This window comes from Lentzea flaviverrucosa, from assembly GCF_003350445.1.
Taxonomy (GTDB): domain Bacteria; phylum Actinomycetota; class Actinomycetes; order Mycobacteriales; family Pseudonocardiaceae; genus Lentzea; species Lentzea californiensis.
The window spans coordinates 69,396-93,845 of the sequence record NZ_QQAU01000015.1 but is presented as its reverse complement, the minus strand read 5'-3'; the positions used below and the strand labels follow the sequence as shown (position 1 = coordinate 93,845).

At 69.0% G+C, this 24,450-nt stretch carries 27 protein-coding genes and 1 tRNA gene; 11 read left to right on the top strand and 17 right to left on the bottom strand.

The genetic code is table 11. The features are described from left to right. Positions 1-16: 16 nt before the first annotated feature. A complete protein-coding gene (locus tag DFR72_RS35765; RefSeq protein WP_090070734.1) occupies positions 17-454 on the top strand; it encodes a hypothetical protein in 438 nt (145 codons plus the stop codon). Between the two features lie 115 nt (positions 455-569). Here the strand turns inward: DFR72_RS35765 and DFR72_RS35760 are convergent, their stop codons facing one another. From DFR72_RS35760 to DFR72_RS35735, 6 genes are all read right to left on the bottom strand, one after another. Continuing rightward, on the bottom strand, positions 570-1,529 hold the full coding sequence (locus DFR72_RS35760) for an NsdA family TPR-like regulatory protein (RefSeq protein ID WP_143086914.1): 960 nt from the start codon (positions 1,527-1,529) through the stop codon (positions 570-572). A 280-nt stretch (positions 1,530-1,809) separates the two neighbouring features. After that, positions 1,810-2,004 (bottom strand): ferredoxin, encoded by a 195-nt coding sequence (locus tag DFR72_RS35755; RefSeq protein WP_090070730.1) that lies wholly within the window; start codon positions 2,002-2,004, stop codon positions 1,810-1,812. A gap of 1 nt (position 2,005) precedes the next feature. After that, positions 2,006-3,199, bottom strand: coding sequence for a cytochrome P450 (locus DFR72_RS35750; RefSeq protein WP_090070728.1), 1,194 nt, complete (start codon positions 3,197-3,199; stop codon positions 2,006-2,008). Between the two features lie 79 nt (positions 3,200-3,278). Continuing rightward, positions 3,279-3,845: a TetR/AcrR family transcriptional regulator gene (locus tag DFR72_RS35745; protein ID WP_090070726.1), complete on the bottom strand. Its 567-nt coding sequence runs from the start codon at positions 3,843-3,845 to the stop codon at positions 3,279-3,281. Positions 3,846-3,857: 12 nt separating this feature from the next. Next, positions 3,858-5,744, bottom strand: a complete 1,887-nt coding sequence (locus tag DFR72_RS35740; protein ID WP_245983773.1) for a glycosyltransferase — start codon at positions 5,742-5,744, stop codon at positions 3,858-3,860. 82 nt (positions 5,745-5,826) lie between these two features. Continuing rightward, positions 5,827-6,246 (bottom strand): DUF6542 domain-containing protein, encoded by a 420-nt coding sequence (locus DFR72_RS35735; protein ID WP_090070724.1) that lies wholly within the window; start codon positions 6,244-6,246, stop codon positions 5,827-5,829. Between the two features lie 34 nt (positions 6,247-6,280). Between DFR72_RS35735 and DFR72_RS35730 the strand changes: the two genes are divergently transcribed. After that, positions 6,281-7,348, top strand: a complete 1,068-nt coding sequence (locus DFR72_RS35730) for an LCP family protein (RefSeq protein ID WP_090070722.1) — start codon at positions 6,281-6,283, stop codon at positions 7,346-7,348. Here DFR72_RS35730 and DFR72_RS35725 read toward each other — a convergent pair. Beyond that, entirely contained in the window at positions 7,345-9,576 is a 2,232-nt protein-coding gene (locus DFR72_RS35725; RefSeq protein WP_170176559.1) for an ATP-binding protein, read from the bottom strand. The two genes, DFR72_RS35730 and DFR72_RS35725, sit on opposite strands and share 4 nt — an antisense overlap. Positions 9,577-9,763: 187 nt before the next feature. Here DFR72_RS35725 and DFR72_RS35720 point away from each other — a divergent pair, with 187 nt between their 5' ends. Beyond that, positions 9,764-10,540, top strand: a complete 777-nt coding sequence (locus tag DFR72_RS35720) for an STAS domain-containing protein (RefSeq protein WP_090070718.1) — start codon at positions 9,764-9,766, stop codon at positions 10,538-10,540. Between the two features lie 40 nt (positions 10,541-10,580). On the opposite strand, the gene DFR72_RS35715 is transcribed toward DFR72_RS35720, so the two are convergent. Further along, positions 10,581-10,820 (bottom strand): hypothetical protein, encoded by a 240-nt coding sequence (locus DFR72_RS35715; protein WP_090070716.1) that lies wholly within the window; start codon positions 10,818-10,820, stop codon positions 10,581-10,583. Between the two features lie 156 nt (positions 10,821-10,976). Here DFR72_RS35715 and DFR72_RS35710 point away from each other — a divergent pair, with 156 nt between their 5' ends. The 5 genes from DFR72_RS35710 to DFR72_RS35695 all read left to right on the top strand — a co-directional run bounded on the left by DFR72_RS35710 (position 10,977) and on the right by DFR72_RS35695 (position 14,378). Next, complete coding sequence (locus DFR72_RS35710) at positions 10,977-11,849, top strand: NsdA family TPR-like regulatory protein (RefSeq protein WP_090070714.1); 873 nt, start codon at positions 10,977-10,979, stop codon at positions 11,847-11,849. Between the two features lie 64 nt (positions 11,850-11,913). Continuing rightward, positions 11,914-12,276 (top strand): hypothetical protein, encoded by a 363-nt coding sequence (locus tag DFR72_RS35705; protein ID WP_143086913.1) that lies wholly within the window; start codon positions 11,914-11,916, stop codon positions 12,274-12,276. Continuing rightward, positions 12,273-12,404 (top strand): hypothetical protein, encoded by a 132-nt coding sequence (locus DFR72_RS47590; protein ID WP_256239599.1) that lies wholly within the window; start codon positions 12,273-12,275, stop codon positions 12,402-12,404. The genes DFR72_RS35705 and DFR72_RS47590 overlap by 4 nt, the downstream gene beginning before the upstream one ends. A gap of 4 nt (positions 12,405-12,408) precedes the next feature. Next, on the top strand, positions 12,409-13,080 hold the full coding sequence (locus DFR72_RS35700) for a response regulator transcription factor (RefSeq protein WP_256239597.1): 672 nt from the start codon (positions 12,409-12,411) through the stop codon (positions 13,078-13,080). Then, positions 13,077-14,378, top strand: coding sequence for a HAMP domain-containing sensor histidine kinase (locus tag DFR72_RS35695; protein ID WP_090070710.1), 1,302 nt, complete (start codon positions 13,077-13,079; stop codon positions 14,376-14,378). Before DFR72_RS35700 ends, DFR72_RS35695 begins: the two co-directional genes overlap by 4 nt. Positions 14,379-14,381: 3 nt before the next feature. Here DFR72_RS35695 and DFR72_RS35690 read toward each other — a convergent pair whose 3' ends face one another. Continuing rightward, entirely contained in the window at positions 14,382-15,251 is an 870-nt protein-coding gene (locus DFR72_RS35690) for an exodeoxyribonuclease III (RefSeq protein WP_245983772.1), read from the bottom strand. A gap of 31 nt (positions 15,252-15,282) precedes the next feature. Next, a complete protein-coding gene (locus tag DFR72_RS35685; protein ID WP_245983771.1) occupies positions 15,283-16,416 on the bottom strand; it encodes an MFS transporter in 1,134 nt (377 codons plus the stop codon). A gap of 54 nt (positions 16,417-16,470) precedes the next feature. Here DFR72_RS35685 and DFR72_RS35680 point away from each other — a divergent pair, with 54 nt between their 5' ends. Continuing rightward, positions 16,471-17,202, top strand: coding sequence for an AraC family transcriptional regulator (locus tag DFR72_RS35680; RefSeq protein ID WP_090070704.1), 732 nt, complete (start codon positions 16,471-16,473; stop codon positions 17,200-17,202). Here the strand turns inward: DFR72_RS35680 and DFR72_RS35675 are convergent. Continuing rightward, complete coding sequence (locus DFR72_RS35675; protein WP_090070702.1) at positions 17,199-17,900, bottom strand: SDR family NAD(P)-dependent oxidoreductase; 702 nt, start codon at positions 17,898-17,900, stop codon at positions 17,199-17,201. The genes DFR72_RS35680 and DFR72_RS35675 overlap by 4 nt on opposite strands. Positions 17,901-18,010: 110 nt before the next feature. On the opposite strand from DFR72_RS35675, the gene DFR72_RS35670 reads away from it, so the two are divergent. Next, positions 18,011-18,565, top strand: a complete 555-nt coding sequence (locus DFR72_RS35670; RefSeq protein ID WP_090070700.1) for a TetR/AcrR family transcriptional regulator — start codon at positions 18,011-18,013, stop codon at positions 18,563-18,565. Positions 18,566-18,987: 422 nt separating this feature from the next. Here the strand turns inward: DFR72_RS35670 and DFR72_RS35665 are convergent, their stop codons facing one another. The 5 genes from DFR72_RS35665 to DFR72_RS35635 all read right to left on the bottom strand — a co-directional run bounded on the left by DFR72_RS35665 (position 18,988) and on the right by DFR72_RS35635 (position 23,030). Continuing rightward, positions 18,988-19,719, bottom strand: coding sequence for a DUF7873 family protein (locus DFR72_RS35665; protein ID WP_030474457.1), 732 nt, complete (start codon positions 19,717-19,719; stop codon positions 18,988-18,990). 77 nt (positions 19,720-19,796) lie between these two features. Beyond that, on the bottom strand, positions 19,797-20,222 hold the full coding sequence (locus DFR72_RS35660; protein ID WP_090070697.1) for a hypothetical protein: 426 nt from the start codon (positions 20,220-20,222) through the stop codon (positions 19,797-19,799). Between the two features lie 573 nt (positions 20,223-20,795). Continuing rightward, positions 20,796-21,092 (bottom strand): VOC family protein, encoded by a 297-nt coding sequence (locus DFR72_RS46505; protein WP_211335645.1) that lies wholly within the window; start codon positions 21,090-21,092, stop codon positions 20,796-20,798. Between the two features lie 741 nt (positions 21,093-21,833). Continuing rightward, positions 21,834-22,145 (bottom strand): hypothetical protein, encoded by a 312-nt coding sequence (locus DFR72_RS35645; protein ID WP_090070693.1) that lies wholly within the window; start codon positions 22,143-22,145, stop codon positions 21,834-21,836. An 807-nt stretch (positions 22,146-22,952) separates the two neighbouring features. Further along, positions 22,953-23,030 (bottom strand) — tRNA-Ile (locus tag DFR72_RS35635). A 107-nt stretch (positions 23,031-23,137) separates the two neighbouring features. Between DFR72_RS35635 and DFR72_RS35630 the strand changes: the two genes are divergently transcribed. Next, complete coding sequence (locus DFR72_RS35630; protein ID WP_090070690.1) at positions 23,138-23,599, top strand: GNAT family N-acetyltransferase; 462 nt, start codon at positions 23,138-23,140, stop codon at positions 23,597-23,599. Here DFR72_RS35630 and DFR72_RS35625 read toward each other — a convergent pair. After that, positions 23,554-24,414, bottom strand: a complete 861-nt coding sequence (locus DFR72_RS35625; RefSeq protein ID WP_090070688.1) for an oxygenase MpaB family protein — start codon at positions 24,412-24,414, stop codon at positions 23,554-23,556. The genes DFR72_RS35630 and DFR72_RS35625 overlap by 46 nt on opposite strands. Positions 24,415-24,450 lie beyond the last annotated feature (36 nt).

Sequence of the window (24,450 nt, the reverse complement as noted above, 5' to 3'; positions counted from 1 at the left end):
GTGATGCTCACAGCTCATGAAGAGGTCAGCACTGATCGCCGCAGGTGCCGTGCTTCTCGGCCTGGTCACCGCCACCAACGCGGTCGCCGAGAGCGCCCCCGGCTGCGGACCTGTCCCCCAGATCGGCAGTACCGCCTACATCGGTGACCACGGGCAGCGGTGGGCGTCGGTGAAGCAGTTCAAGGGCTGCGGCAAGAACTGGGCCTACGTCTACACCTGGTCGAGCGTCCACAACGGCGGTGCTCCGTACACCCCGGAGCTCGTTCTGATCGAGCAGTGGAACTCGAAGGACGCCCGCGAACCGTACGGGCGCGTGGGCCTGCGGGAGGGCCGCTACCGCCAGCAGGAGCTCTGGTCCGCCGGCACCAACACGCTCAACGACTGCACCTCGGCCTACGTGGAGTGGAACTCCGGCGCGACGACCTACCGGGTCCGCACCGACATCCGCTGCTGAGGCACAGGGCTGGAGCGGCGTCTTGGCCCCCCAGCGGGGCGCCGCTCCTCTTCAGACGGTGTCACCGGGGCCCGAAGCCCAAACCTCTCCTCGGGCCCCGGTGGCATCTTCCAGATCAGGCCGCGCCTCGCGACGTCGTCATGAACTTCCCCAGGCTCGATGCCAGGTCGTCCGCGGCCTCGTTGCCCCGCAACCGTTCCGCCTCCTGCTTCAACGGCCGCATGCGGTCGCGCGTGCGGGCCGAGCGGATCGGGCCGGACAGGGCGATCGCCTGTTCACCGATCTCCCGCGCCTGTTCGGCCTCGTTCTGCACCAGGTAGTTCATCGCGAGCGCGGCCAGCCGGAACGACTGGCTGCGCGACGCCTCCGCTCCCCCGGAGGAGATCGCCCTGGTGAGCAGCGGGATCGCCGACCGCGCGTACTTCACGTCGCAGGTGCGTGCGAGCTCGGTGTGCACCATGCCGCCGATCGACACCAGGTCGGCCAGGTCGAAGAACCGCGCCCACGGCGGTGCGTCCTCGGCCTCGGACCGGTGGAACTCGTCCTCGGCGCGCGCGAACTGGCGCAGCGCCTGCCTTTCCGCGCCCATCTTCGCGAACGCCCACGCCTCGTTGGCGTGCAGGATCGACACGGCCAGTGTGGACCCGCTGGCCTGTGCGATGGGCAGACCCCGCTGGAACGACGACAAGGCGTCCTCGGCCAGCTCGTAGTGCAGGTGCACGCGCCCCATGCGGTAGTGGATGTTCGCTTCCAACGCGCTGTTGCCCGACGCACGCGCAAGGCCCATCGCACGGCCGAAGTGCAGGTGCGCCGATTCGAGCAGGCCCATGTCGAACGACGCCCAGCCGGCCAGGTTGTGCAGGTCCGCGATGGCCACCTGGAGCCGGTGCAGCACCTGCCCGGACGAGCTGGTGTCGATCAGCGGGTTCGCCCAGTTCAGCAACGCGACGCAGGCGTCACGGCAGGAACCGCCGCCGTATTCGTGGTCGAGCGCCCGCAACGCACTCGTCAAGGTTTCGACATGCCGCACGTCGGTCTTGTCCACACGATCTGGAAACGCCTCGTCGTTCAACATAAGTCGGCCCTCCTGACGTGCGCAGCGCACCCCTTTCGGGAATACCCGTTGCACACCGCCGGTACTCACCCGCGCCGACGACACCATCTCGCTGTCAGGCCTGGTCGGGAAGGGTCTTTCGACTCTCCCCGGGCACGCCGGCGCGACCGCCACAACGCCGTGGTGGTCGCGCCTACGATTACGGACGGCCGTGGTGAACGGAAAGGGGCCAACGAGGTGTCAGCGCACGGGAACTGAATCCATTTCCCGTGACGACTCCTCACCGGAACGGCCGATCAGGTCACTCTTGCAGGGTCACCACCTGGGCGGGGCACCTGTCCACCGCGTCACGAACGCCGGGCAGGAGGTCGTCGGAGGGGTCGGCGACCAGCACGATGCCGCGCCCGTCGTCGTCCGACTGGTCGAACACGTCCGGTGCGGCGAGCACGCACTGGCCCGATCCGATGCACCCCGTCTGGTCTATCCGGACCGTCACGTCACCACACCACCGGGATCTCGGCGGCGCCGTAGGTGATCATGTCGTTGCGGTAGTTCATCTCCGTGACGGGCACGGCGGGACGCAGGTTCGGGAACCGCTCGAACAGCGTCCGCAGGCCGATCTGCAGCTCCGCACGGGCCAGGTTCGCGCCGAGGCACTGGTGCGGCCCGAACCCGAAGCCCAGGTGCGACACGGCGTCGCGTTCCAGGTCCAGCTCCTCGGCCCGCGGGCAGAGCGCCTCGTCGAGGTTCGCCATGAGCGACACGCTCACCCAGTCCCCCGCCTTGATCAGCACACCGTCGACCTCGACGTCCTCGGTCGCCCTGCGGGTGAGTCCCGGGCCGCCGAGCGAGCCGACCGTGTACCGCATCAGCTCCTCGACCACGACGTCCGCACGGCTCGGGTCGCGCCGCAGGACCTCCAGCTGGTCGGGCTTCTCGAACAGGTGCAACGTGAAGAGGCCCAGGAAGTTCGACGTGGTCTCGTGCCCGGCGGCGAGCAGCCCGATGCAGAGGAAGATCAGCTCTTCCATGCTGAAGTCGGTGTCGTTGGCCATCAGGCCGATCATGTCGTCGTTCGCGCCCGCGGCCCGCTTCTCCTCGACGATCGGCGTGAGCACCTCCGCGAGCTTGGTCGCGTGCGCGAGGTACTCGTCCTTCGAGCCGTTCTTGCCGAAGAGGTCGCCGGCCGTGACCTGGAACAACTCCTGGTGCTCCGGCGGCACGCCCAGCAGTTCGGCGATCACCAGCGACGGCAGCGGCAGGCACAGCGACGCGACCAGGTCGGCGGGAGCGCCCTCGGCCTCCATCACGTCGAGGTGCTCGTCGACGATCTGCTGGATGCGCGGCCGCAGTTCGTTCATGCGCTTGACCATGAAGCCGCGTGAGAGAGGACGCCGCAACCGCATGTGCTCGGCGCCGTCGATGCCGTTGATGTTGCCGGGCTGGTCGGGGTCGAGCACCTCGTCGCCGTCGTCGGTGCGCATCTCCGGCTGTCCGCCCTTGCGGGTGCTGAACCGCGAGTCGGAGAGCACCTGCCGGACACCGGCGTAACTGGACACCATCCAGGCCTCGACACCGTTGGGCCAGACCATCTTGACCGGCCCGCCGGCGACGGCCTCGGCGAAACCGACCGGTGGGTGGAGCGGGTGTTCGCGTTCGTGGTGGACCGGGCAGACAGCAGCTTCAGTCACGGGAGTTCCCCTCAACAGAACAAAACTGTTCTTTTGACTTCCATGACCGAACGTAGCGAAGAAACTACGCTTTGACGAGTTATTTGGCCCTAAAGGTCCCGATCAGCGGTCTCAACAGGCCGTCGACGATGCCCTCGATCACGCCCTGCTCCTCGGACCTGAGCACGAAGGTCGAGATCAGCGCGGTGATGAGGACGTCGGCGTCGAGCCGCTCCGGCAGTTCGCCACGCGCCTTCGCCCGGTCCACGGCGACCCGCAGGTGCTCCGTGTAGGCGCGGTCGACGTGCTCCTCCCGCAGGCACGCGAGGTCGGCGTCCTGACGGCTGCCTTCGAGCAACCCGAGGAAGATCCCGGCGGTGTCGAACGGCATCGGCTCGCCCCACGCCAGCAGGATCTGGCGGACGTCCTCGGCGAACGTGCCCTCGTCCGGCTGGGCCAGCTCGGGCAGGTTCGCCTTCAGGGCGTCCGTGATCAGCCGCGCCTTGGAGGGCCAGCGCTGGTAGAGGCTCGCCTTGCTGGCACGCGCCCGGCCGGCGACGAGGTCCATGTTGAACCGCGCGTAGCCGACCTCGGCCAGCACACCGAGCACGGCGGCGAAGACCTCCTGCTGACGCTCCGGCGCGTCCAACGGCGTGCGGCCCACCATGTCTCCCGAGGCTCAGGTGACGTGCACCGTACCGCCGGGCGCGTCCATGAGCCGACCCGTGCGCCTCACCGACATCCAGCGCAGCTGCGTGCCGTGCAACGCCGTGATCAACGACTGGATCACCACGACGTACATCAGCTGCCGATAAACCAGCTGTTGCAACGGATAAGCCCACAACGGCCTGAGCGACTCGCCGTCGAGCCGCAGCGCGTAGCCCGCACTGGCCGTCTGGATCAACAGGAACACCGTCCACACGATCAGCCCGAGTGGTGCGTCCGCGACGAGGAACCCGTACAGCACGAAGAGGTCCATCACCGGTGCGAGCAGCGGCAACAACAGGTGGAACGCCAACAGGTAGAGGAGCCCGAACCGGCCCATCGGCCCGTTCTCCACCAACGCGCCGCGGTGCTTCCACATCGCCTGAAAAGTGCCGTACGACCAGCGATAGCGCTGCCGGAACAGGCCGTGGACGCTGGCCGGTGCCTCCGTCCACGCCTTGGCCTCCGGACGGTAGGCGACCCGCCAGCCCGCGCGCGTGACGGCCATCGTGAGGTCGGTGTCCTCGGCCATCGTGTCGTCGCTGACGCCGCCGACGTCGGTGAGCGCGGCCCTGCGGAACGCCCCGACCGCGCCCGGCACCGTCGGGATGCAGCGCAGCGCGTGCAGGATCTGCCGGTCCAGGTTGGAGCCCGCGCAGTACTCCAGGTGCTGCCAGCGCCCGAGCAGGCCCTGCCTGTTGCCGACCTTGGCGTTGCCGGAGACCGCTCCGACCCCGGTGTCCGCGAACGGCTGCACGAGCTGGCCGATCGTGTCCGGCTCGAAGATCGTGTCGCCGTCCACCAGCACCAGCACGTCGTGCGCCGCCTCGCGGACGCCCGCGTTCAACGCCGCCGGCTTGCCCTGGTTGGTCTGCCGGATCACGGTGACGCCGGGCAGGTCCAGCTCCTCGGCGACGTCCGCGGTGCCGTCGGTCGAGCCGTCGTCCACGACGATCACCTCGACGTCGGCGACGTGGTTGTTCGCGGCGATGGACCTGACCGTGGCGGCGATGTTGAGCGCCTCGTTGTACGCGGGGACGACCACCGAGACCGGCGGCGCGAACCACGGCGGCGGCTCGTTCTCGCGCCGCAACCGGCGGTCGGTGTGCGCGAGGCCCAGCTGCATCAGGGTGCGCAGCAGGCCGAGCAGCGCGGCGATCGCGATGGCCGTGCCGAACAGCACGAGCACGACGCCGCCGTTGCGCTGGGACCACGTGGTGACCGCGCCGGTGAACCGTTCGCGTGCGGAGGCCTCTTCCGGCGGTTCGTCGCTGACGAACACGAACCGGTAGCCCGGCTGCTTCGCGAGCTCCCTCGCGATGTCGCCGCCGATGCTGCCGTCGTCGTGCAGCCGGACGACGCCTCCCCGCTGCCCCAGCGACATCCGCACCAGCGTGCCGATGTCCTGGTACTCGCGGTCACCGCTGTCGACCTCGGCCGGAGCGCCCACCAGTCGCGTGTGGACACCCAGCGCGTCGGCGAGGGCGGCCTGCGCGAAGGCCAGGTTCAGCGGGTTGACGTGGTCGCCCTCGGCTCGGAAGCCGTCGATGCCGATCCGGTGCCCCTCGGCGACGATCCGGCGCGCGACGTCCGGATGCCGGGTGACCTGGGCGCCGGTGACGAAGAAGGTCGCCTTGACGCCCGCGGCGTCCAGCCTCTCCAGGGTCCGCGGCGTCCACTTCGGGTCCGGGCCGCCGTGGAACGCCAGCGCGAGCGCGCCGTCCGGCAGTTCCCGGTGCCCGCCCGCGACCGGGACGGGCTCGGGCCTGGTCGCGGCGTAGGCGTGGAACGACACCACGCACATCAGCGCCAGCAGCCCGAGCAGGATGGAGATCCAGTGCAACCGCGGTGTGCGCCTCACCACGCTCCCAGCAGCGTGCCGCCCACCACGGCGGCGAACACGATCAGTCCACTCGCGACGGTCCAGCTGACCAGCCTCGCCGCTACCCGTCTACCGCCGGTTCTGTCGACGAAGACCTGCATTTCCTCTTCCCCCCAGTGATGACGCGGACGACCGCGACCGCCAAGGCCACGCCGACCGCCGCCGCCATCCACGGAAACCCGTTCACGAGCAACGGGACCGCGTCAGCGGCGAACTCCTTGCTGCTCCCCCATGGCGCGTACCTCTTCGTCTGCCGTTCCCAGGCCGCGTCGCCCACCGCGACGACGACGAACACGAGAGGTGGCGCCGGTGCCACCGTCCACAACCCCACCCGGCGAACCAGTGCGGAGACCACGAGCGTGCCGCCCACCAGCCACACGCCGAACGGCCACCCGAAGTTGCCCCCGTCCACCCAGACCCCCGTCTGCGTGAACACCGCCAGCATCGCGAGCGCGGCGAGAGTGGGCAGTTGAACCCCCATGACCACCTAGAATAGTTCAGGGGGTGTCCTGTTCATGCAACCACGTGGCGGCTATCACCGCACGGTCTTCCTCGTCCTCACGCGCACCGCGTGGGCGGCCCTGAGCGCGGTCGTCCTCGCCGCCTCCGCGTTCGCCTGGACCACCGTGTCCACCATCTCGGCGGGGGTCGAGCGGTCCTACGCGATCCCGGACGACGCACCGCGCTCGGAGTCCGGCCGCAACATCCTGATCATGGGCCTGACGACCAGACTGGACCTGCACGGCGAACCGCTGCCGGACGACGTGCTGCGGCGCATGCAGGCGGGCGAGAGCGACCGCGGCGGCTACAACGCGAACACGCTGATCCTGTTGCACATCCCCGTTTCCGGACCGGCCGTGGCGATGTCCGTGCCCAGGGACAACCTCGTCCCGCTGTCGTCGGGCGGCGAGGGCAAGATCAAGGAGGCCTACGGACGGGCCAAGATCGTCGAGGAGGACCGGCTGCGCGCGGCCGGCACGCACGACAAGCGCGAGCTGGAACGCGCCGGGCGGGAAGCCGGGCGCAGGGCCCAGGTGCGGACGGTGTCGTCGTTCCTGAACCAGCCGATCGACCACCTCGTGGAGATCTCACTGATCGGGTTCTTCCACATCGCCGAAGGGCTCGGCGGCGTGGACGTGTGCCTGCGCAACGCGACGAAGGACCCGTTGTCCGGCGCGGACTTCCCGGCCGGGCCGCAGCACCTCGACGCGGGCCAGGCGCTGTCGTTCGTGCGGCAGCGGCACGGCCTGCCCGACGGCGACATCGGCCGCACCAGGCGGCAGCAGGCGTTCCTGTCCGCCGTGACCAAGCGGCTCAAGGGCGCGGACGTGGGCGCGGTGCAGGCGATGATCGACATGGCCAAGCAGGACGTCGTGCTGGACGCGCGGTTCGACCTGGCCGAGTTCGCCCGCGACATCCCCACCGAGGTGCGGTTCGACACGCTGCCGATCGAGGGCGGCGCGCACCTGGGCGGGCTCGACGTGAACAAGGTGGACCAGGCCAAGGTGCGTGCCAAGGTGACCGAACTGGCCAAGGCACCGCCCCCGCCGCCACCCGGCGACGGCGTTCCGTGCATCGACTAGACGCGGCGTTCGGTGACCCAGGTGGCGATCTGCGCGCGTGAGCTGAAGCCGAGCTTCTGCAGGATCCGCTCCACGTGCCCCTCCGCGGTCCGCCGCGCGATCACCAGCCTGGCCGCGATCTCCTTGTTCGACATGCCACCGGCGATGAGGTCGGCGACCTGCTGCTCGCGCCGGGTCAGCGGCGTGAGGGGCAGGACCGGCACCGGGTCCTGCGCCTGTTCCTCGCCGATCGCGAACGCGATGGCGTCGTCCAGCTCGAGGTCCATGCCCTTGCGGAACACCGCCCGGAACTCCTGCTCGCCGAGCGTGGAGACCGTCGCGGACTCGCAGTCGCCGTGCGGCGCGCCGAAGTGGCGCGACCCGAACATGGGGTAGCCCACCGACTGCCAGATCTCGTTGGTGGCGCCCAGCAGCGTGGCCGCGCGCTCCGCGTCGCCCTTCGAGGCGGAGATCCAGGCCAGCAACTCGATCGCGAGCACGATGCCCAGCAGGTCGTGGAACGAGCGCTTGATCCGCAGGCACTCGCGGCCGAGCAGGTCGGCTCGGGCCAGGTCGCCGCTGACCCACGCGCACAACGCCAGCACCCAGATCGCGTAGGCGTGCGCCCACAGTTCGCCGTGCTCCTCACCGACGGCCTTGGCCTCGACGCAGAGCCGTTCGGCGGAGGCGAAGTCGCGCCGGAACGTCGCCGAGATCGCGAGCTCGATGCCGGCGAGCATGGTGTGGCTGTTGACCGTGCCCTGGCTCCGGTACAGGCGCATGGCCTCCTGGAACCCGCTGTCCGCGAGGTCCAGGTCGTCGCCGACCAGGTGCGTGCAGGCGATGCGGTGGGTCGCGTAGGCGAGCGCGGAGCCGTCGCCGGACTCGACGGCGTACTCGCGGCACTCGTCCAGCATCCGCACCGACGCGGCCAGGTCGCCCTGCAACGTCGAGACGTAGCCGTTGACCCACAGCGCCTTGGCCCGCAGGGGGCCCGGTTTCGCGCTCGCGACGGCGCGGTCGAGCCAGTGGCGGCCCTCGCCGAGCATGCCGCAGCCCGCCCAGTAGAACCACAGCGTGCTGGCCAGGTGCACGCAGTGCTCGCCGCCGTGGTCGAAGCAGAAGTCCAGGGCGGACCGCAGATTCCCCTGTTCCAGGCGGGTGCGCGTGAAGATCTGCGGCTGGGCCGGCCCGAACCACTCCTCTTCGCGGCGCTCGGCCCACTCGATGAAGTGGTCGCGGTGCCGTTCGCGCATCACCTGTTCACGACCGGCGTCGCGCAGCTTCCCCAGGCCGTACTGGCGCAACGGCTCCAGCAGCCGGAAGCGGGTGCCGGACGGGTGCTGCTCGGCCACCACGACGGACTTGTCGACCAGACCCATCAGGGAGTGCATCACCTCGTCGGGCGGGACGCTGTCGCCGGAGCAGACGCGTTCCGCGGCCTCGAGGTCGAACGTGCCGGAGAACACCGACGCCCGCGCCCAGAGGATCTGCTCGGACCGCGTGCACAGGTGGAAGCTCCAGTCCACCGCGGCGTGCAACGTCTGGTGGCGCGGGTCGCCGCCGCGCTTGCCGTCCGCGAGCACCCGGAAGGTGTTGTCCAATCTGGACGACAAGTGGTCAAGACCGAGCACGCGCAGGCGCACCGCGGCCAGTTCGATGGCCAGCGGGATTCCACCGAGCAGCGCGCAGATCTGGCTGACCTGCCCGTGGTTGCGCGCGTCGAGGACGAATCCGGGGTCGACGGCGGCGGCCCGTTCGGCGAACAACGCCAGCGCCGGGTCCTGCGCCAGGGGCGTGACCTGCCAGAGGTGCTCGCCGTCGATTCCCAGGCGTTCGCGGCTGGTGACGAGCACACGCAGGCCGGGAACCCCGCGCAGCAGCGCGTCCACGAGGTCCGCGGTCGCCCCGATGACGTGCTCGCAGTTGTCCAGGACCATCAGCATCTGCCGGTCGCGCAGGTGTTCCACCAGGACGGTGCGGTGCATGCGGACCGTGTCGTCGTGGATGACCAGCTGTTCCAGAACCGCGTGCACGACCAGTTCCGGGTCGGTGACGACGCCCAGGTCGACGAACCAGACCCCGTCGCGGAACGCCCTGCTCGTCTCGGCGGCAGCACGCAACGCCAACCGCGTCTTGCCGACGCCACCGACGCCCGTCAAAGTGACGAGGCGCGACTCGGACAGCAGCCTCCTCACCTCGGCGACGTCGTGCTTGCGGCCGACGAAAGTAGTTGTGTCAGCAGGCAAATTGCCTTTGCGACCTGGGTACAGCGAACCGCCCACAGCCGCACCCTAGGTCTGCTGGATCTCCCGCTGCAATGCGGTCCCCCGGAGGCACCAACGCTGAAACACGGGTAGTTACCCCCTAGGGCGCATCCGGTCACCTCGCCACTCTTGAAGGCTTGGGGACGTGGCCGCGGGAGGGGACGGGATCATGGCCGGTAGCAACCTCGAGGTCGACGTCCGCGAGCAGAACGGCGTGCTCGTCGTCCGGTTCAGCGGACGGCTCGACTGGGCGACGTACATGCGCGCGCAGGACGTGTTGCTCGACCACGCCACCAAGGAGCTCGTCGGAGTCGTGGTGGAGCTGGACGAGCTCGTCGCCGAGTCTCCCGCGCTGCTCGTGCTGTTCGACGTCGTGTGGCTGTCCTCGGTGCGCTGGCCGGGCATCTCGCTGAGCATCGTCGTCAGTGACCACCGGCTGCGTTCCACGCTGGAGTCGCGCGGACTCCCCCGGCACATCCCGATGTACTCGACGACCGCGGCCGCGGTGGGCGCGGTCGTGCGCCTCAAGCACGAGGACCGGGTGGACGCGCCGCTGCCGACGTGCCGCTGCCTGCCCCACGTGGCCGAGCGGATCACCGAACGCGCCTGCGAGCGGTGGGGCGTCCAGGCGATGCTCGACGTCGCACCGCAGGTAGCCGTCGAGCTCGTGTCGCACATCGAGGACGACAGCCCACTCGCGCTGCTGCTGCGCATGCGTGGGGACAAGTTGTCCGTCGCCGTGCGCACGACCGCACGTCTCGACCTCAAGCAGTGGCACATCATGCGGCACAACGTCGCGTCCATCGCCGTCTGCAACTTCACGATGGGCGAGACACCGGCCGGAGGCGGGCGGCACGTCATCTGGGCCCTGCTCGACGTGCCGGAGGACAGCCGGCGGCCGCCGATCCACCTTCCGGAGACCGCCGTCTTCACCCGTCAGGCTTAACGCTTCCGGGTCGTTCTGGGGGTCCGTTCTACTGACCGTCCTACCGGGCGAGTGTCGCCGCGACGCTCGTGCGGTAGGCCCTGAGGACCTGGCGGTCCGCGGCCGCTTCCGACGGGCCGACGCACTGGTGCAGCCAGCAACGGTGCAGGGCGCATGTCACCCGCGAGCAAGGGTCGAGGCCCAGTTCCTCAGCCAGGTCCTCCGCCTTGAGGACTGCTGTCAGCGTCGTGTCCTCCACCTCGGAGGAGGTCACCAGCCGCAGGTGCGCGCGTCGCCTCATGACCAAAGCCTGCTCTCCCGGGCTTCGTCCTGCCTACCCGCATTACTACCTGCTTAATCGCCGTTTTCAGGCAATTCCACCTGGCGCAGAACCTCTTCTCAGCCGGGCCTGGGCGCCTTACCCTCGGAAACCAACGGCGGCGCAGAGGTGTATTCCATGGCGGATCCTGCGTACTTCCCTCCCCCGCACTCCAGCCGCATCGGCGCGAGCGATGTGGAGCAGCTGGAGTCGCAGACCCGTTCGCTGCGGTCGGTGGACTACCAGTACGGCGGAGGGGCGTGCCGCGACGCCGTGGTGGTGCGGATCTACTGGGCCCAGCAGCTGCTGGCCGCCGAAGCCTCCGAGGGGGTGCGGGCGCGGCTGTTGTCCGCGGTCGCGGATCTGCACAACCTGGCCGGGTGGACGTCGTTCGACAGCGGTCAGGTCGGGGCGGCGTACCACCATTTCGACCGTGCGCTGGACTTCGCGCGTCACGACGAAGACCTGATCACCAACATCGTTTATCGGCGTGGGCGCGTGCATCTGCATCACGGCGCACCAGGCGATGCGCTGGCTTACTTCCAGAGAGGTGCTTTCGCGCCGTTGGCGGCGAGCATCATGTACGCGAACGAGGCGTGGGCGTACGCGTACCAGACCCGTTCCGACGAGGCGTTGCGCGCGCTGGGGAAGGCTCAGGACTCGTTCGCGTCCGCGGACCTGTCGCGCGTGCCCGACTGGGCGCGGTTCCACGACGAGACCGACCTGACGGCGATGGCCGGCACGATCCACACCGAGCTCGGCGACACCCGTGCCGCGGTCCCCGCTCTGCTGGCGGCGATCGAGAACTTCGGGCCGGCGATGGCGCGCAGCCGGACGTTCTGCCTGATCTCCCTGGCCACGTGCCACTTCCTCGACGGCGACCTCGACGAGGGCCAGAGCGTGGGGACGCGGGCGATGAGCGCGGCGGAGGAGCTGAAGTCGGAACGGGTGTGGGACCGGATGCGCCCGATGACGCGGGCGGCGGCCGTGCGCGGGATAGCCTTGCGTTGATCTTTGCAGAACCCGAACATTCGGCGGACCTCGTCCTGACCATGGCCGGTCATCGTTCTGTGCCATGAACATTTCGCGAATCGGTGGGCTCGTGGCCGGAATGCTGCTGCTGGGCGCGGGAACCGCGTCGGCGCAGGAACCGATCACGATCAGCCCGGAGAAGGTGCAGCAGATCTGCTCGAACCGCGTCCCGCGCGTCGAGGCCAAGGTCAAGGCGCTGACCGACAGGATCAACGGCGGTGCGGAGACGCTCGGCTCGAAGAAGTGGATCGAGCAGAAGGCCGCGGACGCCCGCAAGGCCGGCAACACGGCGCGTGCGGACGTGCTCGACGCGCGGCTGAAGCTGCGGGACGCGCAGCTCGTGAAGCTGGCGAAGTCCGGCGAGCGCGTCGCCAAGTTCAAGTCCGAGCACTGCGGGTCGAAGTGAGGTGGGCCGCCGCGGTCGTTCTGCTGTTCGCCCTGACGGCGTGCCGGGGCGAGGAGCCGGCGCCGGACCTCGATGATGTGGAATCAACGCTGAACAGCATCGAGTCGGACATCAACCAGCCGGGGTGAACGCGTGGAACGTGGCCTGGTGCTCGTCGTGGAGGACGAACCGGCGATCGCCGAGTTGATGGCGCTGTACCTGCGGCGCGACGGCTTCGGCGTGCACCTGGAGTCCTCGGGGGACGCGGCACTGGCCGCGGTCCGCTCGCTCTCGCCTGTGGCGGTGGTGCTGGACGTCGGCCTGCCGGTGCTGAACGGCATCGAGGTCTGCCGGGCCCTGCGCGCGGCCGGCGACTGGACGCCGGTCCTGTTCGTGACGGCCCGTGACGACGAGGTGGACCGCTTGCTCGGGTTGGAACTGGGCGCCGACGACTACATCACCAAGCCCTTCAGCCCGCGCGAACTGGCCCTGCGCGTGCGAACGGTGCTGCGTCGTTCGTCCGGCACCGTGCCGGACGTTCTGCAGGTGGGTTCCGTACGACTCGATGTCGGCGAACGGCGCGCGTTCGCCGGTGCCACGGAGGTCTCCTTGACCTCGACGGAGTTCGGACTGCTTTCGCACCTGATGAGAAACCCGCGCCAGGTGTTCTCGCGCGAGCAACTTCTCTCTGCCGTGTGGGGGTATTCGTCCGTGGCCGGTACACGAACGGTCGACGTCCACGTGGCCCAGCTACGCGCCAAGTTCGGTCCGCTCAGTCCAATTCGGACGGTGCGTGGCGTCGGCTACTCGGCGGACGCGTCGTGAACCTCGCTGGCAGGATCGCGTTGCTGTGCCTCGGAGTCGCGTTCGTGGCCGTGACCGTGGCGGGCTTCGTGTCGATCCGCCTGGTGCTCTCGACCTCGCAGCAGGTGAGCCGCGAGTTCCTGCGCTCCCAGGCAGACGTGGTGGCGGGCCAGATCTCGAACAACCGCGTCGAGCAGATCCTGGAGGGCCAGGACATCGCGATCGTCCGGATCACCGCGTCCGGCGACGTCACCGGCACCGACCGCGCCGCCGTCCGTGCGGTCCGTGCGGTCGACTACCGCGGGGTGCTGTCGGGTTCTGCCGTGTCCGGCGTGAGCGGCCGTCTGAACGTGGAAGCCCGTCCGTCGGGGGCGGGCGGTTTCGCACTGGTGCAGGAGACCGAGACCAGCGGCACCTACCGCAAACTGGTGCGCAACGTCCTCGGCGCCCTGGGCATAGGCCTGGCCGTCGCCTGTCTGGCAGGGCTGGCCCTAGGCACCTTCCTGGCGCGCCCGCTGCGCCGGGTCGCCTCGGTCGCCCACTCGATGAGCGCGGGCCGCCGAGACCTCCGCGTTCCCGTCTCCGGCCCTCACGAACTGGCCGAGGTGAGCCAGGCGGTGAACTCCCTGGCGGACGCGTTGCAACGCAGTGAATCCCGCCAGCGCGACTTCCTGCTTTCCGTCTCCCACGAACTGCGCACACCCCTGACCGCCGTCACGGGCTTCGCCGAATCCCTGGCGGACGGCGTGGTCTCCGGCGCACAGGTGGCCCCGGTGGGCACCGTGATCCTGGAGGAGTCCCGCCGCCTGGACCGCCTGGTCACCGACCTCCTGGACCTGGCCCGCCTGGGCGCGGACGACTTCCGCCTGGACATGGCGGCGATCTCCCTGGAACCGGTGGTCCGCTCGGCAGCCGAGGTGTGGCACGCCCGCTGCCACGCCCGCGGAGTGCGGTTCGTGCTGGGGGTCTCGTCCTCACCGGTGGTGTGGGCGGACGCGCGCCGCCTGCGCCAGGTCATCGACGGCCTGCTGGAGAACGCCCTGCGCGTCACCCCGGCCGACCGGCCGGTCGTGCTCGCCCTGTCCTCCGTGCTGGAGGTGCGCGACGGCGGCCCCGGCCTGGCCTCCGAGGACTACCCCGTGGCGTTCGACCGCGGCGTGCTGCACGCGCGGTACCAGGAGTCGCGCCCGGTCGGGACCGGCGTGGGGCTCGCACTGGTGCACGGCCTGGTGACGCGGATGGGCGGGACGATCGTGGCCGGACCGGCGGCGGAGGGCGGGGCGGCGTTCACCGTGACGCTGCGGCCAGGCAACCTGTGACGGTCACTTCGCCTGCGGGAGCTTGACCTTCTTCTTCGCACCCGGCGACGAAGGCGGCGGCACCACGGGCCCGATGTCCCCGTCAGGGGCCTCGTCCAGGTCCACGATCACCGGCGCGTGATCGCTGGGCCCGGTCCCCTTGCGCGCCTGCCGGTCGATCCACGCGGCCTTGGCCCGCGGTGCGACGGAGCTGGACGCGAGGATCAGGTCGATCCGCATGCCGAGGTCGCGGTGGAACATGCCGGCCCGGTAGTCCCAGTAGCTGAAGATGCGCTCGGTGGGCCACCGGTCGCGCACGACGTCGTGGAACCCCAACGCTTTGATGGCCTGCAACGCGGCGCGTTCGGGCTCGGTGACGTGGGTGTGGCCGATGTAGGCCTCGGGGTCGAACAGGTCGGCGTCGGTCGGCGCGATGTTGATGTCGCCGCACACCAGCGCGTCCGAAGGGCCCGCCTCCAGCACGTCGCGCAGTGCTGCCAGCCACTCCAGCTTGTACTTGTAGTGGTCCGACTCCGGCTCACGGCCGTTCGGCACGTACAGCGAGTGGACGCGCACACCGCCGCACGTCGCGGCTACGGCACGGGCCTCCACGTGGGGGAAACCCGGTGCGCCGGCCACGCCCACCGCGACGTCGTCCAGGCCCACGCGGGAGAGGATGGCCACGCCGTTCCACTGCGTTTCGCCGAACAGGGCGAACTCGTAGCCGCGTTCCTTCAGGGAGTCGCCCAGCAGCGTGGTGAAGGCGTCGTCGGCCAGCTTGGTCTCCTGCAGGCACACGACGTCCGGCTGCCGTTGGTCCAGCCACGGCAGCAGGCGGGGCACGCGTTGCTTGACGGAGTTCACGTTCCAGGTCGCCACTCGCACGCGCTCCACGGTAGTCAAACGAGCTAGAGCCCGCATGGAGCTAGACGCGCACGGGTGAGCGCAGACCGCGTGCTGCCACCCACGCGACGATGGGCAGCACCACGAGAGACAGCAGGCCCCACTGGAGGTTCCACACGCCGGCGATGGCACCGACGACCGGAGATCCCAGGCCACCGATGCTGACCGCGAGGCCGAGCGTGACGCCACCGGCGGTGCCAAGGCGGTTGGGCAGGTAGTCCTGGCCGAGGGTGACGTGCAGCGAGAACGGCACGTACAGCGCCACGGCCGTGAGCGCCACCATCAGGTACACGGCCGGACCGGGCACCAACGCGACTCCGGCGACCGCGGGTACCGCGGCCGCATAAGACACCTGAAGAACACGCACGCGCCCGAACCGTCCGGCCAGCACGCCGCCGAGCAACGTGCTCGCGGCACCAACTCCGAACAGCACGACCAGCGCCGCCGCTCCGGCCGCCGGGCCGCCGCCGACGCGGCCGGTCACCCAGATCGCGAGGAACGTGCCGAGCCCGAACGTCACCATCGACCGCGCGACGATCACCACCGTCAGCCTGCTGAACTGACCCCAGTCGTCACGGCCCGCCGATGCCTGGTTCGCTGCGTCGGCGCCGTGCACCCCGCGCAGCGCCACCGTCGTCAACAGGCCTCCCACCAGCGCGGGCACCGCGAGCAACGGACTCCACGCGAGCCCGCCGAACGCCAGCACCGGTGTGACGAGCACGGGGCCCAGGGCGAACCCGACGTTGCCGCCCACCGCGAACCAGCTCATGCCGACGTGGCTGTCCTGCGCGACGCGACGCGCGAGTCGGGCGGCTTCGGGGTGGTACGCGGCGACGCCGAGACCCGACAACGCGATCGCGAGCCACGTCACCAGGTACGAGTCGCTCAGCCCGGACAGACCGATGCCCGCACCGGCGAGAATCATGCCGAGAGGCACCAGCCACGGCATGGGACGCCGGTCTGTCAGCACCCCGAACAACGGCTGCACGACCGACGACAGCAGCGTCGCGGCGACCGTGATGCCGGCCGCCGCGACGTAGCTGTAGTCGCGTTCGAGCACCAGGAACGGCACGACGGCCGGCACGGCACCCTGGTAGAGGTCGTTCACCGCGTGCCCGGCGACCAGGACCGACATGCGACGGCGGGAGTTGTCCACGCACTGATCGTCGTGCCCGCCAGCGCGTTCGCGATTCCGATATTCTGCCGATGTATGTCGATTTCTCGCCATCTGCCGGCGGCGCCGACCACGAGCCGCGACCTGGCGGCCGCCAGTGGTGTCACCGCGCATTGGCACGACGAACACCAGATCGTCTACGCCAGCCGTGGTGTCGTGGCCGTGCACACGGAGACATCGCGCTGGATCGCGCCCGCGCACCGTGCGTTGTGGATCCCGTCCGGCGCCGTGCACTCACATCGCGCGTACGGCGTCACACGGCTGCATTTCCTCGGACTCACACAGAACCCGTTGAAGCTCCACGAGCCGACGGCACTCACCGTTTCCCCTCTGCTGCGTGAACTGCTCATCACCTACACAGAGCTCGCCGACCGAGAAACCCCTGCGAGCAAACGAATGCGCTCGGTGCTGCTCGACCAGTTGGCCACCGCGTCCGAACGACCGGTGCGCGTCCCCGCCGCCCACGACCCCAGGCTCGCGGCGGTCTGCGCGACGCTCGAGACCGACCCCTCGGACACCCGCGGTCTCGAAGCGCTCGGCCGTGAGGCAGGCGCCAGCGGCAGGACGCTGACCAGGCTGTTCCGCGACGAGATGGGCATGACCTTCCCCCAGTGGCGCACGCAACTGCGGCTCTACCACGCCCTGCGCCTGCTCGCCGAGGGCCAGCCCGTCACCGCCGTCGCCCTGCAGTGCGGGTTCGCCACCGCGAGCGCGTTCATCGACGTCTTCCGCCGCTCGCTCGGCCACACCCCCGGTTCGTACCTCTAGAGCGCCGAGAACACCTCCTCCGCGCGGTCCCGCTTCACGAACATCTGCCACGCGGTCTCCGCGATGTCGTCCGGGTCCAGGGTGTGCCCGGCCAGGGAGCCGAACCGTTCCGGCATCGACTTCACCGTCTGGTGGATGTCGCCGCGCTCGACCACGCCACCGATGGTGAGCGTGCCCGCGTACACGCCCTTCTCGGCCAACGCCGCGTTCAGCGTCACCGCGTAGTTGCGCAACGCGGCACTCGACAGCGCCAGCGCACCGAGCACCGGCATCGGCCGCACCGCGCTCAGCCCACCGGCGAACAGCAGGCCACCCCCGCGCTCGACCACCCCGGGCAGCACGTGCTGGACCACGTCGACGGCCGGGTAGAGCCAGTTCATGGCGGCACGCGCGTCGTCGGACGTGGTCGTCGTGATCTCACCGGGCACGTCGCTCAGATCGGTGGCACCGGGTCCGTAGTACACGACGTCCACCGGCCCGATCTCGTCCAAAATGGACAGCAACCGCTCGTGGTCACGGACGTCGACGGCGAACGCCCGCGCCTGCACGCCCGCGTCAGCGAGGGACTTCAGGTACTCACCGTGCCGGTCACCGCGCCGCGAGAGCAGCACGACGTCGTAGCCCTCACGCCCGAACCGGTGCGCGATGGACATGCCGAGCCCGGGACCGACCCCGAGCACAACAGCGGTGGGAGACATGGGTTTCGTCCTTCCGAACGTTAATTCGAGGCAACCCTCGACTTACGCTCGCCGACGCTACCACAGAATTCGAGGGCACCCTCGACTTAACGCCCGAGTAGGATCCGCCCATGGTCACCGCATCGAGGCCCCTGCGTGCGGACGCGGCACGCAACCGGGACAAGCTGCTGGTAGCGGCCACGGAACTGTTCGCGGAACGCGGCCTCGACGTGCCCCTGGAACACATCGCCCGCAGGGCCGAGGTCAGCATCGGCACGCTGTACAAGCACTTCCCGACCCGCGAGGACTTCGTGGCGAAGATCTTCCCGCAGCGCCTGGCCGCCCTGGACGTCATCGGCGACAAGGCCCTGGCCGAACAGGACCCGTGGCAGGCCTTCGCCGGCTACCTCGACGACCTCTACGCGTTGCAGGCGGAGGACCGGGGCCTCAACGACGTGCTGGCCCGTGACCTGCCGAACGCCCCCGAGGTCGTCTCGGCGTGCCACCGCGGAGCCGGCCACGCGGGAATCCTGATCGACCGAGCCCTGGCGGCGGGCGTGCTGCGCGCCGACTACTCGATCACCGACCTCGCCACGCTGACCAGGGCGATGGCCCAGGTGATCCGCGACTCGCCCGGCGAGTGGCGGCGCTTCCTGTCGATCTACGTGGAAGGCCTGCGCGCGTAGGGGGAACTCCCCAGAAACGCGGGTGGGGCCCCGGACATGTCCAGTCCAGGGCCCCGTTTTGCCGCCCATTTGCGCACACCAGCGACGTTTAAGAGTCGGATCAGTCCTTAGGTCGCCGCGCTCTTCCGTTGAGCTACGGCCGCATGAAGTGGAGCGGCCAGCAGGATTCGAACCTGCACCTCGGCGAGTCTTGTCCGGTCTCGGGTGATCTGGCGTTCGGCGGAAATGCTGAGCCTGGAGCGAGAGTCTGAGTGTGATCCCGGCTTGCCTCTACCGATTGGGCTACCCCGGCGCGGTGGTGCCGGGAGGAGGATTCGAACCTCCACTGGTGACCGAGTGGTTCAGGCTGACGTTTCAGTTTCAGCTTTCACGCTCCCTGGAGGGAGCGCACCCCCGCGCTCCAGCGGGGGAGTCTGTGGACGCTAGCGGAACAGGTAGTCGAAGACCACCTCACCGACGCGCTGGTCGGTGATCTCCAGGCCGTTGGCCTCCTCGCGCGCGAACTTCACCGCGTGCTGGAGCTTCTCGACCCGGTCGACGAGCTCGTTCACCCGCCGCGCGGGCAGCGCACCGGAGAACTTCACCGTGGTCCAGTACCCCACCGGGATGTCCTCGTAGTACACCTCGACCTGCGCCGGGTGCTTCTCCGTCGCCTCGGCCTTGACGTGGTTGCGCGGCACCTTCTTGGTGCGGATGGTCCGGACCTGCTCGGTGCGCCAGTAGTCGGCGGACTCGTCGAAGTTCCAGTCCTCGGCCGCGTCCAGCAACGGCAGCTTCTTCACGAACGTGTGCAGGTCGGTCAGCTGCTTCTCGAGGAACAGCAGGTACGACACCGGCACGTCGCGGAGCAACGTCTGCCCGTCGACCACCACATCGGCCTTCGCGACGCAGTTCGCCCAGTCCTTGGTAGCCGTGACGTCGAAGAGCCGGGTCATCACGGCCGCGGTCTTGCGCAGCACGTCCTCGGCCTTGATCTGCACGCGCGTGGACTCCGGCGGCAGCACCTCGCCGTCCTCGTCCTTCGGCTGGTACGTCCGGGAGATGCCGGCCAGCAGCGCGGGCTTCTGCAGCCCGTGGTGTGCGTCGGTGAGGTCCCGAAGCGTGCCCCCCTTGACACTCTTCTCCACCGCGATGATCTGGTTCAGCTTCGTCATGCCGCACCCCCTTTGTCCCGCGCACTGTAACCACCGAAAAGCCACGCCCGCACGCGATTTCGACTGGTCGAGGTGTCCTAACAGTCCAGCTCGAAGTCACGGTGGTCGTCGGGGTCGACCGACGCGACGAGCTTGTTCCCCGGCCTCAGGCTCGCGTCGTACCTGGTGTCGTGCTCGATCACGAACTCGGGCACGTCCGGGCCCTTGACCAGAAGCCGGACGCGGACCGTGGCGTCCTCGCTGATCGGCTCCATGGACAGGACCACGGCGGTCGCGGGCAGACCCACCTCGTCCAGGCGCAGCAGCCGCCGCTTGGCGCGCGCGATACCGCGCCACACGGCGACGCCCAGCGGCAGCAGCACCACGGTGAGCACGATGCCGACGGCGCCACCATCGTTGGACGCGTAGACGATCGGTCCGGTGGCCATCACCACCACGGCGAAGAGGTGCAGGAACACGTTGTGGCCCCGGTTGACCCCGCTTATGAACCCGTCGTCCGCCATTCCGGCACCTTAGGCGGGTCGCGGGGTGGCGTGGGCCGGGTTGGCGCGAGTACGGCCGGACCCGCTGGTGAGAGTGGTGGACCGTCGGGCCATCCATGCCAAACAGCCTTGCCCGCGGTCCTCGCACAGCGCCCGCACCTCGCCCGCACCGATGGGCCTCGCCGGCCTGCCCCAGATCCCTCGCAAGGCCAGCGCCAGACCGGGCCGTCCAGCGTCGGCGAGCAGATCCGCGAGGCCGATTCTTTGCCCGGCTTAGCCGCCATCGCGAACACCTACAACAGCCCGAACTTCGTCGGCGAACTCTTCGCCCTGACCCCGACCGACACCCCATTCCTCAGCGCCTGGAAGGCACCTAGGGCCTGATACCCGCCCCGTCCCTAAGCCCTGACGCCCGCGCGCAACTGCTGCGCGAGGGTGTCAGGGTCCCCCTGGACGGTTGATTCCGTGAAGTTGGTGTTGGGGACCCCGCAGATTGGTCCACGCGTTGTGAGAGTCGGTTGTACATGTTCTGAGCGGCGTACACGGCCCGCCTGATGCCTGGGAGGAGATCGGGCAGAGAGCGACTTCCGCCAATCAGCTTTCCGGCGCTGACGGTGTGGCGCCCCGCGGATCGGTCAATGTGCGCATCGCCTCGACCAGTGTTGTGTACACCGGGTTGGATTCCGCGTTTTCCCAGTCCCCGTCGCCCTCATCCCAGTTCTCAGCGGGCCGGCCGGGCTTGGCTGGCGCGAACAGCCACCACAAGTTGTGCCACGGGTCTCGGAACCGCGCGATGTCGTAGCCACCGTAGAAGGGGGACACGTCCGTGATGACGGTCGCTCCCCGCTCGCTTGCTCGGGTGAGCACGGCGACGGGGTCGGAAACGTACACCTGTGTGAATGCAGGGGTGAACGACCAGTCCGCCTTCCTGTCCGCGAACCATCAGGAGGGAGTTCCCGATCTTGACCTCTGTGTGGATCAGGGAACCGTCGCCAGCGGCATAGTCGGGGGTTCGTGCCTCCGGGTCTTCGACGGCGTCGAATACGTGCTGGAGGAACTCGATGAGATCGGCCGCGTGGTCCGTGATCACGAAGCCGTTGACGGTGTTCCGCCCTTCAGGTTCTGGTGCCTGCTTGTCATTCATGTAGGCACAGTAGGACGCATCGCGGTCAGTCGGTGTCCGCAATCACGAACCCGATACCACCTGGGCCACGGTTGCCCGGCTCGGGGTACGCGAAGCGATCGGCGTTCTCTCCGACGTGCTGGAGCAGCTCGACCGCAGCTTTACGCGTGCCGGGACAACGCTGCGGGTTGACCTTGCTCAGGCGTTCATCTCGAGTGGCGAGAAAGACGCATCATCCGCGCACATGGAACGTGCACAGCTGCTGGCGGCTCAGGTGGGTTCGGTGCGTCAGCGCAAACGTCCTGCAGCGCTTGTGCTGTGTCCATGAACTTTTGGCCGGGTTGGCGACGCAGCGGCTGACGTTTTCGGCTGTTCGATCGTTCGGACAGCAGTCTGGGCGAATGGCAGAACCAGTACGAGTGCGTCGGCCGACCGATCAGGAAGGTCAGCGGCGGCAGCGGGTGCAACAAGGGGGTGCAGTGAGATGCGCGGCAAGACGGCCCGCCGTTTCAGCCCTCGAACGGCCTACCTTCGGCGTCGAGATCGGCGACCAGCTGGACCACAGTGATCCGCAGGTGGAACTTGCTGCTCATGCCCTCCAGCAGAACGAACAGGGTGTCTTCGCCATGCCGGAACACCGACCGGCGCCGCAGCCGTCGCGGGTGAGTCGGCCGATAGGTCTTGGCGAGCTCGGCCGCGACAGCCCTGGCATGTTCCCGGCTGTCCGCAAGCTGGATCGGGCCCACCGCCCAGACGTACGCGTCCTGGCCGGACTGACTCTGCTCCACCATCGCGGCCCAGCGGCCCTGGTTCTCGTCCACATCGGAATGCTACTGAGTGGTGAAGTGACCGACCGGTGTCGCCAACCCGGCCAACGTCATGGACACAACACCAGTCGGCTGACTTCTTCGGCTTCCGCTCCGGCTGCGGGAGCCGAGCAGTTCGGCCGCCTTCCGGTCGAATGCGGCAACCCAGGCCGCGTGGACGCGCAATGTCGTTGCTCCACCGCCGCCGTGGCCCAGTCGTCCGGCCACGGTCCTCAGATCCAGCGGTGAGCAGGTCGGATGCCGAGTGGTGCAGCAGCGCGTGAATGTGGGTCTTGATCCTCAACCGCTCCGCCATGTCCTTGTAGTGGCTCGACACGGCGTGCGGCGAATAGGGCAAGGTCGGATCGATCTTCCGCACGCCGGTGAAGACGTACATGTCGTCCGTCCGCTCGATCCCGGGTTCAGCGAACCGTTTTTCACATCGCTGCCGGTGCTCCATGAGCAACACGACCGTCTCGGTGTCGAGCGCGATCCGGCGCATTTGGTGGGTTTTACAGTGGGTGCTGGCGGCCCTCTGTGCGTCGACCTCAGCGAGTAGCCGCGTCTGCACTTCGTCTGCTGCCTTGTAGGCAGCTTTGTCCGTGCCCTTCACCGACTCGGTGAGACAGACGTCCGTGGCCGTAACCGGGTCCTTGCCTGCGAAGACGCGGACCTGAAGCGAGCTGCCGCGAACACGGACGCTGCCTCGCGTCCGACGGTCTCCGGAGCCGTCTGCCCTGGTCATGACCACTGCCAATGGACAGCAACATGGACAAGCGATCACTTGTAGATCGTGAAAAACACTGTCCATGCCGGTGAGAGTGGTGGGGCAGGTGGGGCTCGAACCCACGACCTGACGGATTATGAGTCCGCTGCTCTGACCAACTGAGCTACTGCCCCCTCGCAGCCGCGGCGCCCCCTACCGCTAACACCGCGTGATGGAGGATACCGATCAGCCCGATCGGGCCTTGCACACCCCCGTGGCGAGCGACACATAGGGTGGACGCGTGCGTTTGACCCTCCGCGACTTCACCCCGGCGGACGAGCCGGAAGTGCTGGCGCTGTTCGCCGACTGCGACGACTGGTTCCAGGCCGCCACGGGGCACCCGTCCGGGCCCGGTGACGTGCAGAGCCTCTTCTACGCGTTGCCGGAGGGGGCCGCGTTCGAGCAGAAGCACCTGCTGGTCGCGCAGGCGCAGGGCATGATCGGGTTCGTGGACCTGGTGGTCGGCCACCCCGCACGAGGTGAGGCGAGCATCGGGTTCTTCCTGGTGCCGAAGGACCTGCGGCGGTGGGGCATCGGCACGGAGATGACGAAGGCACTGGCCGAGCGCTTCCCGGACGTCACGCGCGTGCACGTCGGGCTCGACGACTTCAAGCCCGGCAACGAGTTCCTGAAGGCGATGGGCTTCGTGTTCGACGGTCAGCGGGCCGTGCTGGAGGTCGCGCCCAGGTCCGACGGCCGGTAGCCGCGCGGGTAGCCCGGGTAGGTGCGGTTGGGGGTGCTGGTGAGCTTCAGCGCCTTGCGCACCGGCATCCGGCGCACCACGAAAGCCCTGAGGCGCAACGCACGCCGTCCTGCGGCGCCGACCCACGAGGGCGGCGCGGTGAAACCGAACGCTCGCACCATCGCCGGGTCCAGCATCGCGATCACGGCCCGTGCGACCACCGGGCGCGCCACGGACGGGTACCACGAGCAGAACAGGTCCAGCGTGTACTGGCCGATGCGGCGGTTCGACGGCGCGAACACGAAGTGCTCCCGCTCGTAGGCCGTCTTGAAGGCCAGGAACTCGTCGTAGCCGGCCGGGATGTCGCGGATGCCCATGCGGGCGCCGACCGCGCGGTAGAAGTGGAACCCGGCCAGTTCCTCGTTGCGGGTCAGCGGACGCCAGCCGTAGCGGCGCACCCAGTCGATCGGGTCGTAGATGAACGTCGACAGCACGTAGAGCATGTCGTCGTTCGAGATGTCGTAGCGGCCGTGCTGGCGGTTCACGACGCGGAGCGCCTCACGGCCGCGCGGGGAGTCGTAGCCGTGCTCGACCAGTTCGGCCATCAGGACGGCTGTGTCGTCGTAGCGCTTCTGCGGGCGCCGTTCGAACTCCCCGGTGCGTTCGAGCAGACCTGAGATCGTCGGGACGCAGTACGTGCGGAAGAGCGCCATTTCGAGGGACTTCTGGTAGTCCCACGGGAACTCCAGGCCGGCGGAGATCCGCATGATCTCCTCGTGGTCGGCCACGGGGTCGAGCGCGGAGATGCGGCGGAGGTTCGCGAAGCGGGCGGCCATCCGTCCAAGCTGGCTCAAGGCCGGACAAAGCACTAG